Source organism: Paenibacillus sp. E194 (assembly GCF_000935845.1).
Lineage (GTDB): Bacteria > Bacillota > Bacilli > Paenibacillales > Paenibacillaceae > Paenibacillus_B > Paenibacillus_B alvei_B.
Genome location: NZ_JMDX01000143.1, coordinates 1 through 16030, shown reverse-complemented (window position 1 = coordinate 16030; position 16030 = coordinate 1). Strand labels below are relative to the sequence as shown.

Below are 16030 nucleotides of genomic sequence, written 5' to 3'. Positions count from 1 at the left end.
AATACAGTATCGGGATGTAGCTCAGCTTGGTAGAGCACCTGGTTTGGGACCAGGGGGTCGCATGTTCAAATCGTGTCATCCCGACCATTTAAATTTGCGGGTGTAGTTCAATGGTAGAACTCCAGCCTTCCAAGCTGGTAGCGTGGGTTCGATTCCCATCACCCGCTCCATTTAATAAACCAACGCCAATAGGCGTTTTTTTTGTATATATGATGGGATGAGAACCCAAGGGTTTGACCGTCCGTAAAGACTTCGATGAAATACTCGAGTAGGACGAGCGTCAACATGAACAATAACCGAATGGAACTGAGAGGCTCCATTTTTTCAGATCAGACATGTTGAGTACCGCACTGCAAAGCCTCTTGAAATACAGATCAGTGCACGTGCCGGAGAAGTTATAAGTGAGCCGACAATTAGAGCACCATAAGCGATGGGAGTATTCCCATTTCATTAATCCAGTATGAAATCGACGCCGAAAGGCGTTTTTTTGTTGAGATAGCTGCGTTCGCAGTCCATATTTAGACGATCATGTATGAATTACAGGCCCTACATGAAACATAATGAGTAGGATGATGAACATACATTTCAAGCTGTTTAAGGCTAAAAATACAGGTTAGCAATATCAAGATGACGATCGATAGTAAACCCGAACCAATGTAAGGGGATACAATTGAAACGTGCGATTTTTTCAATGAAAAGTAAAGATTTTCGTCTCAATTTGTAGTATGATGTTAAGAAAGTCTTTTACAGACTGTACTGAATTGTGAGATAGGGGGAGACGAATGACTGATCTAACGTTAACCGCAAACAAGACTAATTCCAACAATATGTTGCGGCGGGACGTTCGTTTTCTGGGTAATATACTCGGCGAAGTGCTCGTCCATCAAGGTGGTAATGAATTGCTTAACATTGTGGAGAAGATCCGCGAGCTTAGCAAATCGTTGCGTGCCGTATTTTTACCCGAGTTGTATGAGGAGTTTAAGCAACTCATCAATACGTTGAACCCCGAAATCCGACATCAAGTGATTCGTGCATTCGCTATCTACTTCCAGTTAGTGAACATTGCAGAACAGAATCATCGGATCCGTCGCAAACGCGATTATGAGCGCTCTGCCGGTGAAACCATTCAACCAGGATCAATCGAAAGTGTGATCATGGAGTTGAAGGAGCGTAAAGTTTCCGAAGAAGAATTGCAAGGAATTATTGAAAGCATTTCTTTGGAACTTGTCATAACGGCGCACCCGACTGAGGCGATGCGTCGGGCCATTCTCGATATTCATAAGCGCATCGCTGATGATGTCACAATGTTGGATAATCCAACTCTGACACACCGTGAGCGTGAACAATTGCGAGATAAGCTGCTGAACGAAGTGATTACACTATGGCAAACAGATGAACTGCGTGATCGTAAGCCAACTGTACTTGATGAAGTGCGCAACGGCCTATTCTATTTCAACGAGACACTGTTCGATGTTCTGCCAGATGTATATCATGAATTGGAACGCTGCCTGGATAAGTACTATCCATCCGGAGGATGGCATGTGCCTACTTACCTTCGATTTGGTTCTTGGATCGGTGGCGACCGTGACGGTAATCCTTCGGTTACCCATGATGTAACATGGGAAACATTGAAGATGCAGCGTACTCTTGCGATTCGCAAATACGAGGAGCGATTGAAGTCCTTGTTCCGTACGCTTAGCTTCAGTACTACAATTGTATCTGTATCTGAGGAATTGCTATCCTCGATTGCAGAGGACAGCCGCAATGTGACATTGACGCATGCGGGATACTGGAACAATGAGAAGGAACCGTATCGTATCAAGTTAATCTACATGTTCGAGAAGTTGAATAATATACTGGATGAGTCGACGAAGGGGACAGCACAGCGTTACAACAATCCGCTTGAGTTCTTAGAAGATCTGAGAATTATCGACCGGAGCTTGCGCCACCACTTCGCAGATTATGTATCAGACACGTATGTGAAGAAACTGATTCGTCAAGTAGAACTGTTCGGCTTCCACATGGCGACACTTGATATTCGTCAGCATAGTAAAGAGCATGAAAATGCGATGACTGAAATTTTGGCTAACATGAACATCGTGGACGATTACAGCAGCTTGGGCGAAGAGGAGAAGATTGAGCTTCTTAATCGCCTGCTGAATGATCCTCGTCCATTGATATCGGAATATATTCAATATAGTGAATCCACAACTGAAGTACTGAATGTGTATCGTATCGTCTATGATGCACAGAAGGAATTCGGTGAAAAATGTATTACAAGCTACTTGATCAGTATGGCGGAGGCAGCGAGCGATGTGCTTGAAGTCATGCTGCTTGCGAAGGAAGTAGGCATGTTCCGCAAAGAGAAAGGCAAAGTACACTGCACATTGCAGGCTGTGCCGCTCTTCGAGACTGTCGACGACCTTCATGCCGCACCTGCGATCATGAAGACGTTGTTTGATTTGCCGATATACCGCAGTGCTGTTGAAGCAATGAATGATCTGCAGGAGATCATGCTTGGCTACTCAGACAGCAACAAAGACGGCGGTGCATTTACAGCGAACTGGGAGCTTCGTATGGCTTTGAAGGAACTGACGGCGTCTGCTAAGAAGTACGATGTGAAATTGAAGTTCTTCCATGGTCGTGGCGGTGCACTTGGTCGTGGTGGTATGCCATTGAACCGCAGTATTATGGCACAGCCTCCACACACGATTGGTGGCGGCATCAAAATTACGGAGCAGGGTGAAGTATTGTCTTCCCGTTATTCCGTACAAGGCATTGCTTACCGAAGCTTGGAACAAGCAACTTCGGCACTTATACAAGCGGCTACGCTGGCTCGTACACCGCATACGGATCTGTATGAATCGAAGTGGAAGGATCTCATGGAGAGCATCTCCCAGGCTTCGCTGGAGAAGTATCAGGATCTGATCTTCCGTGATCCGGACTTCATGACGTTCTTCAAGGAGTCTACGCCGCTTCCAGAGATCGGTGAACTGAACATTGGTTCACGTCCGTCGAAGCGGAAGAACAGCGACCGCTTCGAAGACTTGCGTGCGATTCCTTGGGTATTCGCATGGACGCAGAGCCGGTACTTGCTCCCTGCGTGGTATGCAGCAGGAACAGGATTGCAGAGCTTCTATCAAGGCAAGGAAGAGAATATGGAAACGATGCGCCATATGTATCAGCATTATTCCTTCTTCCAGTCTATGATCGACAGCTTGCAAATGGCACTTGCGAAGGCGGATCTTGTCATTGCCAAGGAATATGCAGGCATGATTAAGGACGAAACCATTCGCGAGCGTATTTTTACGCAAATTGAGGAAGAATTCAAATTAACCTCTTCGTTAATCCTGCAAATTACCGGACAAGAGGATATTCTCGACAATGTTCCTGTCATCCAGGAATCGATTCGCTTGCGCAATCCATACGTGGATCCGCTCAGCTATATGCAGGTGGAGCTGCTGGCAGAGCTGCGCGAGCTTCGTGAGAACGAAGAGGATGATGCGGTATTGCTGCGAGAAGTATTGCTTACGATTAACGGTATTGCAGCAGGGCTTCGAAATACAGGTTGATAATGTCGGAATGATCGATTTCCGCAGGCTACGTCGATACGTAAACAGCACGAAGTAGCGACGATGCAGTCGAGTCTTGAGTGATCGAGGCTCGACTTTTCCTGTGTTTATACATAGGAAAGAGTGCGCCGGCAAAGAAGAGCAGCATTGCTTCTACATCGACACACTCGCACCCCTAGGGCAGCGACAGGCAGGGAACAAGGCTTCCCGAATGAGCCATTGTTCATTCACTGAATTCGGTGAATGATCGTGAGCACAGTAAGATACGTTGCTCCCAAGGTTCACATTCCTGCTTACGATGTCCGGCATTGTCATTGAGGTGCAATGATTGAGAAGACATCGGCATAAGAGCAGTGAGGATGGAGGGAGACCGCTTGGATACGCTAGAACAACGGCTCGTGAGATTGGCTCGAAAAGGGGATACGCGAGCGTTTGCCGAGATTGTCGATTTATATAAGGATAAAATATTCCATCTTGCCTATCGCATGCTGAGCAATCGGCATGAAGCAGAGGATGTGGTACAAGATACATTTCTGCGTGTATATCGCAATTTGGATCGTTACGATGAGACTCAGAAGTTCTCGACTTGGATCTATCGTATCGGAACGAACCTGTGCATTGATCGCTTGCGCAAACGGAAGCCGAATTATTCCCTTGATGCAGAGATGAATGACCAGGAGGGCATTGACGGGTATGCGATGATCCCTAGCGATGATCGTACACCTGAGACATACTTGCTTGTAAGCGAGACTCAGAAAATGGTCCATGAGGCGATTGAGAGTCTTCCTGCCAAATATAAGACCGTGATGGTGCTTCGTTACTTAAAGGATATGTCGCTGCAGGAAATTAGCGATGTGCTGGATATGCCTGTGACCACGATCAAAACGAGGGTGCACCGGGGAAGAGAATTTCTCCGAAAGAAGCTGGAACGTAAAATCTGATAAAAAATAGCAGGCTAAAGAGTGAAACTATTTTGCATTCAAGTCGTATCGTATAACAAGCCGAATGAGCCCTAACGAAAATGTACAGGATGTTGGGAAAGACTTCGGTGCATGACGATACGTCCCAGATAGGGTCATCCTTCTTAATGTAGGATGTGCCATCGTATCTGATTGGAGACTCCATGAAAGGATTGGCTCAAATGGATTGCAAACAAGCCGTCTCATTAATGCATGATTTACTAGATGACGATTTGACACCGGAATATGCACTCGAATTGAAACAACATATGCTTGCATGCCCGGATTGCCGCGAACGATTTCGTCAGTTAGAGGAGATGGACACTCTGCTGTACAGCTTCAATCACCGAGTGCAGCCTGTATCGGATGATTTGACGGCACGGGTTATGAGCGTTATACCGAAGCCGAAGCAGCAAAGTGCGTTCATGCTATGGGTCAAACGTCACCCAGCCATTACCGTCGCAGCCGTCTTTGTGTTGGTTATGATGACAAGTGCTCTAAGTATGTGGAATGCGGATAAGCAGCTTATGGTTAAGGGCGCTGATCTGAATGGAGTTGTCGTAGAGAATAATAAGGTCATCGTGCCTTCGGATAAAGTAATATCAGGTAACTTAACGATTCATAACGGAGTCGCAGAAGTGTACGGCAAAGTGAAGGGCGATGTAACCGTCATTGACGGGAAGCTGTATCAAGCATCTACGGCAAATATTTCGGGATCGGTTCACCAAATCGACGAAGCACTAAGCTGGATGTGGTACCAGCTTACGAACTTGTTCGGCACGGGGCCGTCGCTGCCATAACGAATGACAGCATCCGTATCTGTTGTACCGAGGCTCTCCTGCAGCTATTGCAGGAGGGCTTTTTTGTAAGGATGGATAAGAATGGAATATAAATTTTGCTTCATCAAGACGAAAAGGTTATAGTTATACATAGAGAGATGCTTCATCTTCTCATCAGGATCTTATCAGGGGAAACGAACGCCGGGGGTACCTGCATGAATTATTTTGCGGACATGTCGTGGAAAGACACGATCAAGAATATCATCGATATTTTAATCGTTAGTTATGTAATTTATAAGCTACTTGTGCTCATCCGCGGAACGCGTGCTGTCCAGTTGCTGAAGGGGATCTTTATCCTCGTCGTGACTTGGGCGATCAGTACGTGGTTTGATTTGTATACGCTGAAATGGCTTATGAATCAAATGTTTACGTTCGGGGTTCTTGCGATCGTGATTATATTCCAACCTGAGCTGCGACGAGCATTGGAGCAGCTGGGTCGAGGGAAAATGTTCGGTGGGCGAGCTGTAGCAGAGGAAGATGAGACGGCTCGTGTTATTAGCGAGCTTATTAAAGCAGTTAATTATATGTCACGACGGAAGATCGGTGCACTCATCGTCTTCGAACGTGTGACAGGGTTGAATGAATACACGGAGTCAGGCATTGCCATGAACTCCCGTATTAGCTCAGAGTTGCTCATTAACCTATTTATCCCGAATACACCACTGCACGACGGAGCAGTTATTATACAAGGCAGCCAAATTGCAGCAGCAGCTTGTTATTTGCCGTTGTCCGAGAATCCATTTATCAGTAAGGAATTGGGGACAAGACATCGGGCAGCTATTGGAATCAGCGAAGTATGTGATGCGATCTCTGTTGTCGTCTCCGAGGAGACGGGACAAGTGTCCCTTGCTATCAATGGACAAGTTGTGCGTGATATTAAGGAAGAATCACTCATATCCAAGCTGTTCGATGAGTTAAAGCCGAAGGCGAAGAAAGAACTGAAAATGTTCTGGAAACGAAAAGGTGAGCATCATGGATAAGTGGTTAATGAATAATAATGCAGCGAAGATTATTGCGTTAGTATTAGGTGTACTTCTATTCGCTGTCGTACATAAAGACGATACAACACCGACTTCTCCGCAGCCGCTCATGGAATCTCGCTGGATTGATGATGTGCAAGTACGGATTGTCGGATTGGATACGAAGCAGCAGGTGATTAAGTCCATACGGCCGGATAAGGTTCGTATACAGGTTCGAGGCAAGCGGACAGCGATTGCTTCTGCATTGCCAGAAGATTATAAAGTAACACTTGATTTAACAGGCTATGGGAAAGGGAAACATGTGGTACAGCTCCGTCATGAGTTGCCGACTGGAATTGACTTGATATCGATGGAGCCGAGCAGTGCAACGATTGAGCTGGAGGATGTGCAGACGAAGGAGTACGAAGTACAGGTACAAACAGAAGGAACCCCTGCCAAAGGATATAAGGCAGGCACTCCAATTGTGCGTCCTTCGAACCGGGTTCATGTAACTCTTCCCGCATCTCGTATGGCTGAAGTAAAATCGATAGTAGGTACAGTAAGTATCGATAAGGCGAATGAGTCTGTCATCACGAAGCGGGTGAAGTTGACGGCGTTTAATGCGAGAGGCAATGAAGTGGAGGGAGCAGTCCTGACACCATCTTTTGTCGAGGTCGAAGTACCGATCACGAAGCCATTCAAGACCGTACCGCTCCAAGTGAATTTGACTGGACAATTGGTGGAAGGACTTGCTGTGTCAGCCTTGTCTCCAGATGTCAATCAGGTGACCTTGTACGGCCCTCAGGAAGCGTTGGATAAGATCGAATACTTGGATAATGTACAAGTCGATTTGCGCCAATTTGAAGCTGCAGGAACGTATAAGTTAAAGGTACAATTGACGCAGCCTGCGAACATTGAGAAAATAGAACCGAGTGAGATTACTGTCGAATTGCAAATTTCGGGTGTAAAACAGCGTACGATATCGGACGTTCCTATTACACTAACTGGTGACAATGACCGATTGGAGACGACGATTGCGGAACCGGCTTCCCGCAAGATGGACGTTATTGTTGTTGGCGCACCGAATCTGATTGATGCGCTGAAGGTAAGTGACATTCAGTTGATTGCGAATGTGAATGACTTGCCTCCTGGTGAGCATACAGTGAACTTGCAGGTAAACTTGCCTCGGTTCGTTCGACGAGTGGATTCAACTCCGCTAACGATCAAGGTCGTAATTAAGGATACGGAAGCGCCCGTAACGACATTGCCTGATCCGAAGCCTCCTACTTCGATCCCAGAAGAAGTAGGCAACGGCTCGACATCAGGAACCCAGAATGAGACGGGGCATCCAAGCAATCCATCGACCGACACTCATGAGAATCCGCCTTCCTCGAATGAAGCGGAAGGAACACCGACCGAAGCGGTAAACGGATCAGTGGAACATTCCAACTAGAGATGTGTGACATACATGAATTGACGAATAGAATAATGAAAATCAAATTTACGACGTGAGAATAGATGCTGCACAGGATGGATTTATGATCGAAGGTGCTAACAACAGCAGATCATATTGATTGATGGCAGCATGAAGGAGAAGCGAACGATGGGGAAATATTTTGGTACTGATGGTGTACGCGGTGTAGCGAATCAAGAATTGACAGCGGAACTTGCTTTTAAAATTGGACGCTGTGGAGGCTATGTACTGACGAAGCAGGCATCAGGCAAACCGAAGGTGGTTATCGGTATGGATACGCGTGTATCTGGCCGTATGCTTGAGGCTTCATTGACAGCAGGTTTGCTGTCAATTGGTGCAGATGTCATCCAGCTTGGGGTGTTGTCTACACCAGCTGTTGCATATTTGACACGTGTATTGGGTGCTGATGCAGGGGGTTATGATCTCTGCCTCCCATAACCCTGTTCAGGACAATGGGATTAAGTTCTTCGGCAGCGACGGCTACAAGCTGCTTGATGAGACAGAACTTGAAATTGAGCAGCTAATGGATGCTGCTGAAGATGAGCTTCCTCGTCCAATTGGCGAAGGTCTCGGTACGGTTACAGCGGATACGGAAGCGAAATGGCGCTATGTAGAGTATTTGGAGTCAACCGTTGATCAACGCTTCGATGGTATGCGCATTGTGCTCGATTGTGCACACGGTGCTGCTTATGAGCTGGCACCACGCTTGTTCCGTGAACTTGGTGCAGAAGTAATCGCCATTGGCGCCGAGCCAACAGGTCTGAATATCAACGATCATTGCGGTTCAACGCATCCGGAAATGTTGAAAGAAGAAGTGCTGCGCCACAAGGCTCATTTGGGTCTGGCTTTTGACGGTGATGCGGATCGCTTAATTGCAATTGATGAACATGGCGAGGAAGTTGACGGCGACTTCATTCTGCTCATTTGCGGCGATGCAATGAAGCGGGCTGGTCGTTTGAATAGTGATACGATTGTAACAACAGTCATGAGCAACATTGGCTTCTTTAAGGGTGCTGAGAAGCACGGATTGAATACAGCCAAGACGGCAGTTGGCGATCGCTACGTAATGGAAGAAATGCGCCGCGGTAATTATAACTTAGGCGGTGAGCAATCCGGACACGTTATCTTCTTGGATTACAATACGACAGGAGACGGTATGCTGTCTGGTATCCAATTGGTTGCTAACTTGAAGGCAAATGGCCAATCCTTAAGTGAAGCGAAGTCGCTTATGCGCAAATACCCACAAGTGCTGGTGAACGTGCGTGTTGGGGATAAATCGAAATACCAAGGCAATGCAGCTATCGAGAAGGCGATTGCGGAAGTTGAGCAGGAGTTGGGTGACAATGGTCGCGTGCTCGTTCGTCCATCCGGGACAGAATCCCTGATTCGTGTCATGGCCGAAGGCCCTGAGGCGGATATTGTAGCGGGATATGTCAACCGCATTGTAGAGGTTGTACAGAAAGAACTAGCTTAATAGGACTTGTTCAGAGCCGTTTTCCTGACGTTGTCAGGTAAGCGGCTTTTTTCCTATTTTCTGTAGCATTGTTGCGGAAAATGGCTAAAGTGAATATAATGTAAGAACATGTTCCGCAAATATAGAGTGGATAAGGCGAAGCCGATGCCTGGAAGCTCAGCCAAGAAGCCGGTGTATGATGCAGGAACAGCTTATGCTAGAGGATGAGCTAGTCCTCTTCGTAAGGAAGATAGGAAATAGAAAATTAGAAGATGATTCACATATAGAAAGTGAGGATTGTGAGGTTGGCAATGTAACGGGCAACCGTTCAAGAAGCGCCAGCGCTTGCTGCTGAATCGGCCATTGCAGCGAGTGGACGAGGTGGAGGTGTTCGAAATGTTCGGCGGGGACCTCCCGGTGTGTTACCGGCACCGTAAGAGCATTAGCGGAATGCAGGAGAGGCGACTTTCCTGACAACGCATGCTTACGCAGGTATGTTAGATATTGGGATGGAGATACACTTGCATAGTCAAGGCGTATCCATTTGGAGATACAATGCAGCTGATTATCGCTGCCATTAAGATTTAACTCAATTAACTACTAAGAATCGGGCTGTCTCGTGGATGGACAGAGCACACAGAGTCCAAGCTGGCTAACAAGCTTGCTTGTTGTGCTGCTTGGCGAAGAGTAGGCTATTACAAATTAGGCTGCTTCCCTCGTTATCCATGAGCTTATTGAACTTTATAAGTCATCCAATAATGCTATGCACTCATGCTTATGGGGCATGGACTTCTGTGTGCGACGTCGCCAACTGGAGAGGCCGCGAATAATCGGAGGTCTATATTATGTGTGGTATTGTCGGATATATTGGAGCTAGAAATTCTCAAACGGTGTTGTTGGAAGGATTGGGCAAGCTGGAGTATCGTGGATATGATTCTGCTGGCATTGCTGTATTCACACCGGAAGGCTTGCAAGTGCGCAAGGCACAAGGTAGATTAGCTGTCCTTGCTTCTCAATTGGAGGATGAGCCGCTGCAAGGTTCAGTAGGCATTGGCCACACTCGCTGGGCGACACATGGCAAGCCTTCGAATGAGAATTCACATCCGCATACGGATGCATCGATGAAGTTCTCTGTTGTTCACAACGGTATTATCGAGAACTATATGGAGCTGAAGGAAGAGCTGATCGCGTCCGGAGTTGTATTCCGTTCAGAGACGGATACAGAGGTCATTTCTCATCTGATTGCTCAAGAGTATGACGGAGATATTGTGAAGGCTGTGCAGAAGGCTACAGCGCGTATGCGCGGTGCTTATGCATTGGCTGTCCTGACAGAGCATGAACCGGATAAGCTGGTTGCTGTTCGCTTCGCAAGTCCGTTAGTTATCGGTATTGGAGAAGGCGAGAACTTTATCGGTTCGGATATTCCGGCGATTTTGCAATATACGCGTCGAGTGTATATTTTGAACGACAACGAAATGGCCGTACTGACTAAGGACGCTGTCGAATTGATGACGTTAGAGGGGAATTTTATTTCTCGGGAAATGATTGTTGTCGATTGGGACGTGTTGACTGCGGAAAAAGGCGGTTACGACCATTTCATGCTCAAAGAAATTCATGAGCAGCCCAAGGCATATCGCGACACGATGCGCGGTAGAATGCAAGAAAATCGCAGTGGAATCAAGCTTCCTGAGTTGAAGCATTTGACTGCAGAGAAATTACAAGAAATTCGCAACGTGCATATTGTCGCATGCGGTACTGCTTATCATGCAGGTCTTGTCGGACGTACGCTGATCGAGCAATGTGCAGGCGTTCCCGTTGAGACAGATGTCGCTTCGGAGTATCGCTACCGTTCGCCAATTATTACACCACAGACGCTTGTTATTGTTGTCAGCCAGTCCGGTGAGACAGCAGATACACTCGCAGCACTTCGTGAGGCGAAGCGTTGCGGTGCGACTGTTCTGGCGATTACGAACGTTGTAGGCAGCTCGGTTGCCCGTGAAGCAGACGATACAATCGTCACATGGGCAGGACCTGAGATTGCGGTTGCCTCTACTAAGGCGTACACATCACAGCTTGTTGCCTTCATGATATTCAGCCTGTACTGGGCAGAGAAGCTTGGCCTCCATGATCAGGCTTGGATTAAAGAACAGATTGCTGCGATGCAGGCATTACCGGAGCAGGTGGAGCGCATCCTGGAGCAATCTGACGAGCTGAAGCGGGTCGCAGAGGACATTGCAAAGCACGACAATATGTTCTTCATCGGCCGTGGTCTGGACTATGCGGTAGCATTGGAAGGATCACTGAAGCTGAAAGAGATCTCATATATTCATTCCGAGGCGTATGCTGCGGGTGAGTTGAAGCACGGAACACTCGCCTTGATCGAAGAAGGTGTACCTGTCATTGCACTGGCTACACAGACTGCTCTTGTTGAGAAGACGGTGAGCAACATTAAGGAAGTGAAGGCGCGCGGCGGTGTCGTATACGCGATTACCGACGAAGCGAATGCTGCTGCAGTAGAGAAGGCGGTTGATGGCATGTTCGTACTTCCGGCTACGCTGTCTCGTTTGTCTCCTGCTCTGTCTGTAGTGCCATTGCAGCTTGTTGCTTACTATGCAAGCTTGGCACGAGGCAATGATGTGGATAAGCCAAGGAACTTGGCGAAGAGCGTGACGGTGGAATAGGGAAGAGCATTAAGTGAACATTATTGTCACGATGTAAAAAAGTTTGTCCAAGGATTGGGGAATGCTGGAGCCAATGACCAGTGAATCCCCGATCCTTTTTTATTTCAAGAAGGGAACGAGAGAAAATAAAATTTAGGGAAATTCAGGAGTGACACGGCTTTCGGGGGAATACAGGTGTCAAAAGAAAATAGAGTTCTAGACTGAAAAATTAAGTGTTAGACTAGGCAAATAAAGTTGTAGACTGTGAAAATAAAGTATTAGACTGACGTCGCTTCATTAAGAATTCCTGTAATACGAATTATTTGGTTGTTGAACAAAAACGAGCGCCTCGGTACGATGGGGTTGTGCACGAGGTCATTGCCTCAAAAATCCCATCCAGGAGGTCGCTCTACTATGAAGTTTAAGGCACAAGATAAGCAAAATCAACTCATTGAAAACATTACCGATCAGCATCTAGTCATCGGCGTAGATATCGCTCAAGAAGTTCACGTTGCTCGCTCTGTCAGCTTTCGTGGAATTGCATTAGGTACACCGCTAGAGTTTGGCAATCATCTTGAAGGGTTTGAGATGCTGGGGCGCTGGATCCATGATCTACTCAAAGCCTACAAGCTTAACAAAGTCATTGTAGGTATGGAACCCACTGGACATTACTGGCTAAGTCTCGCACGTTGGCTCTCTTCTCAGAGCATTGAGTCCGTTCTTGTTAATCCCCATCTCGTCAAAAAGAACAAGGAGAACCGTGACAATACCCCCTCTAAAAGCGACCGCAAGGACGCTCTTGTCATTGCAGATATGGTCAAAAACGGGTATTACTCCCCTGTTCGTTTTCATTCAGAAGCCTACGAAGAACTGCGAATTCTCATGGCTAACCGAGACACGGTTACCAAACGGCTCAACAGCGCTGTTAACCAAATTCATCGTTGGGTAGATATCGTGTTCCCTGAGCTGCGCCAGGTCTTTAAGATCCTTACTTGCACAAGTGCCATTGCAACGCTCAGACTCTTCCCCTTACCGAAGGAAATTTGTCGCTTAACAACAGAACAGATCCTTGCTGGATGGAAACAATATGTGAAGCGTCATGCTGGAGTTAAACGAGCGGAGCAGCTCATTGTACTAGCAAAATCCAGTGTTGGCGCCACGCAGGCACTCCATGCCTACAAACTTCACCTTGGACAATTGCTCGAGGAATATGACTTGGCGAAGCGCCAGCTTGAACAGATTGAGCATGACCTTCATCTCATCCTTAAGCGTATTCCCTACGCACAGAAGTTGCTTGAAATTCAGGGGTTGAATGCAACGAGCTTGGCTGGTGTTCTAGGAGAAACCGGAGATCTGAGCGGCTATGCCCATGGAAATGCTTTGTTACGACATGCCGGTCTTAACCTAACAGAAGCGAGTTCTGGAAAGTGGCGTGGTAAAATGTCACTTAGCAAACGTGGCCGCCCTCGTCTACGGAGGTTTCTCTATCTCATGACAATGTGTATGGTCATGACAAATTCGGATGTCAGAGCTCTGCACCATTTCAACGTCGAGGTAAAGAAGTTAAAGAAAATGAATTCCATTATGAAATTATGCGGTAAAGTTGCACGAATGCTAGTGGGCTTAGCTAAGAGTTGCGAAGGCTATGACTCAGCCAAAGTTTTCCCGCAAGCAGCCTAAATCCATTCTTCCCTCACTAACTCATGCATTCGCAGGATAACAAGAAGCACGGAGTATCGGGAGAAGTTAAGCAAAAGGGCTCGGACCCGTTCCGTTAGAAAGACCGACCTCCACCCCTAAGTTAGATGTGACGAAGGAATGAAAGGGCTTAGACCCGTTGAGACATGGGAGTGAGAATCGCTAAGGTGAAGTGGAGACGTGCGCATATGGAACAATATGGGTGAAGGATACCTCACCCTTGCTTTCACATGCCCTTGCTACGATCCCCAAGTCACCGGCTCCTACAAGTCTTCTTCCCTCACATTTACCGTAGGGTGAAATCCTGCGAATTCATGAGTCTGAGTGAGGAAACTTAATCACTTTGAGGGAGCTAACGGGCAGGATATTGCGGAACAGGCTACCGTTCAGCCGGTAGCCTGTAGCCTGATGTCGTTGTTCTATCGTGTCTCGTTTATTAAATGAATTATTGTCGATTTTCCCGATATAGCAGAGCCTCGCATACTCAATCATACCTCGATGCGCTCATCATCTGCAGACGATTTCTATTTCCTGTGGATGAAGCGACGATTGATGAAAAAAGCGATGATCAAGGACAAGACGCCGAGTAAAACTGGTACGCCAAACGCTTCAAAAGAGAAGGAGCTACCTTTCAGCTTCAGGTGGTCGGTGGCGCGATATTCAAGCCGCTTGGCGGCAAATTTCGCCGTCTGGATATCCTCTTGCTCAGCCAAATCCTCGAATGCGGGATCCATTGCAAACCGATCCGCCGCGTCGCGGTGTAGGAACAGCAGTTTCGCGCTGTAGCCGCTGTTCTTCCATTGGTTGATGTCTTCGGCGGCTGCAGATTCGGCATCGGCACCGACGACAATCATTTTCTCTAACTTCGGCACGGTTTTTATCTGATAACGCGCGACTAGGTGTAGGCCGTGCTTCGTTACGATTGGTTGGTTCGCGCTAGAAACTGTCAACGTCGTCGTCGTACCGGAAGCGGTATACGTATCGAATGCGGCGGACAAATCCAGTTCATCGGCGCCGTTATATAGCAGCACGCCCGCCTTTACTTTGTTCCATTGATAAGCGTTGTTCAGTACGTACGTTATATCGCTCAACCCGGCAACAAACGGTTTCATTTGCGGGTTTGTCACGTACTCGTAAGAGGGATAGTTCATCTCTTTCGCCACTTTCTTCGCCGCCGCCTCGCCTAGTTGCTTGGAGATGACGTATAGTGTAGCGTCGATCCCCGATGTCAGGCCGGCAGAAGATACGATATTGCCTTGTGGGACGTAGCGCCGGTCATTCACCCACTGGACTTTCGGATATTTTTTAATGAGCCTGTTAATGTCTCCCCAGTGCGTCGCGGCCGATTTGCCGTTCAGCAAGCCGGTATCCGCCAGGTTTTCAGCCCCGTTGCAAATGGAGATCAATGTCGTCTTGGCACCCGAGTGCTTCCGGATCCATTCACGGACAGGCGCATATTTATTCTCGTCCAAAATCGGCATAAACGGAATGACGATAATGTCTGGGCTTTTGCCGAGCATCGCATCCATTTCGTCATACGAATAGTGTGGGACGACATCGAGTCCACCGGTTAGCGATTTTATTTCGCGATCGGGGGCAACGCCATATACATTGTAAGCTTCAGTCATCGCAAACATCTCGTATGGGACGAGAAAATCGAACACTTCCGTCACTTCGTTCGCCAGAAGCACGGCCACCGTCGGTTTGTTAGAGTCATATTTCGGTACCTGCAAATCCGTCAATGCAGTGGGGGCTTTATCGTAAACCGACATTCCGGCATTCATCGTATTGATGAACCCGACCGCGCCTATCCCCCCTACGACGACGACAAAAACGATGAGATAGATAATAATGCGTAATACAATTTTCACTTGCTTCGCTCCTTCAAGTTAGATTCTTTCCCATAAAATTTAACAAATCAAGATGAACAGGGCATCTGTCTGTGGTTCGGTAGAGAGGCCAGCCTAACGTTGGAACTGCCACTGGACCCTAGTCTGTATTCTTTTTTTAGGATGACTCAAATGGGCTATAATTTTAACAAAACGGTGACAATGCGCTGTTCGGTAATGGGGCCACTGATGAACTAACGCTTCTCATCCTAGCGGAACCTTTAAAAATAAAAAAACATCTGTCATTGAAATTTCGAACATTGAAGTGCACCCCCTATAGTAGAAATTGGATAAACACCCCTCGTGTTACATCCGATGAATCTCTATAGGGGGTGCATTTTTTATGGCTATCAAAGGACAGAAGTTCAAAACGTATTCAGAAGAACTAAAAGCTGAAGCCATCCGCTTGCATGTGGAGGAAAAGTGGACTTATCGGCAGATCAATGAACATTTTAAAATTCATGATAAACAGCGGATGAAGAAATGGATGAGGAAATATCGAGAGAAGGGTGAATTTGGGCTTCTGG

General features: G+C 47.1%; 8 protein-coding genes, 2 tRNA genes and 2 pseudogenes. 11 read left to right on the top strand and 1 reads right to left on the bottom strand.

Annotated features, from left to right (window positions below):
- The first annotated feature begins 10 nt into the window (after positions 1-10).
- From AZ66_RS18695 to AZ66_RS18650, 10 genes and pseudogenes are all read left to right on the top strand, one after another.
- Positions 11-87: transfer RNA gene (locus AZ66_RS18695), tRNA-Pro, on the top strand.
- Positions 88-96: 9 nt separating this feature from the next.
- A tRNA-Gly gene (locus AZ66_RS18690) sits at positions 97-170 on the top strand.
- A gap of 612 nt (positions 171-782) precedes the next feature.
- A complete protein-coding gene (gene ppc / locus AZ66_RS18685; RefSeq protein WP_044356212.1) occupies positions 783-3572 on the top strand; it encodes a phosphoenolpyruvate carboxylase in 2790 nt (929 codons plus the stop codon).
- 374 nt (positions 3573-3946) lie between these two features.
- Positions 3947-4513, top strand: coding sequence for an RNA polymerase sigma factor SigW (gene sigW / locus AZ66_RS18680; protein ID WP_021259340.1), 567 nt, complete (start codon positions 3947-3949; stop codon positions 4511-4513).
- 200 nt (positions 4514-4713) lie between these two features.
- Positions 4714-5331 (top strand): zf-HC2 domain-containing protein, encoded by a 618-nt coding sequence (locus AZ66_RS18675; protein WP_036619480.1) that lies wholly within the window; start codon positions 4714-4716, stop codon positions 5329-5331.
- A 194-nt stretch (positions 5332-5525) separates the two neighbouring features.
- Positions 5526-6350, top strand: a complete 825-nt coding sequence (cdaA, locus tag AZ66_RS18670) for a diadenylate cyclase CdaA (protein ID WP_021255712.1) — start codon at positions 5526-5528, stop codon at positions 6348-6350.
- On the top strand, positions 6343-7782 hold the full coding sequence (locus tag AZ66_RS18665; protein WP_044356211.1) for a CdaR family protein: 1440 nt from the start codon (positions 6343-6345) through the stop codon (positions 7780-7782). Before cdaA ends, AZ66_RS18665 begins: the two co-directional genes overlap by 8 nt.
- Positions 7783-7932: 150 nt before the next feature.
- Positions 7933-9277, top strand: a pseudogene (gene glmM / locus AZ66_RS18660) (phosphoglucosamine mutase).
- 824 nt (positions 9278-10101) lie between these two features.
- Entirely contained in the window at positions 10102-11937 is a 1836-nt protein-coding gene (gene glmS, locus AZ66_RS18655) for a glutamine--fructose-6-phosphate transaminase (isomerizing) (RefSeq protein ID WP_044356210.1), read from the top strand.
- Positions 11938-12330: 393 nt separating this feature from the next.
- The gene (locus AZ66_RS18650) at positions 12331-13596 is read left to right on the top strand and encodes an IS110 family transposase (protein WP_044356209.1); all 1266 of its coding nucleotides are present in this window, start codon (positions 12331-12333) and stop codon (positions 13594-13596) included.
- Between the two features lie 542 nt (positions 13597-14138).
- Here AZ66_RS18650 and AZ66_RS18645 read toward each other — a convergent pair.
- Positions 14139-15485 carry a DJ-1/PfpI family protein gene (locus tag AZ66_RS18645; RefSeq protein WP_044356207.1) on the bottom strand — a complete coding sequence of 449 codons (1347 nt, stop codon included), beginning with the start codon at positions 15483-15485 and terminating at the stop codon, positions 14139-14141.
- Between the two features lie 361 nt (positions 15486-15846).
- Between AZ66_RS18645 and AZ66_RS18640 the strand changes: the two are divergent.
- Positions 15847-16030, top strand: a pseudogene (locus AZ66_RS18640) (IS3 family transposase); the annotation flags it as partial.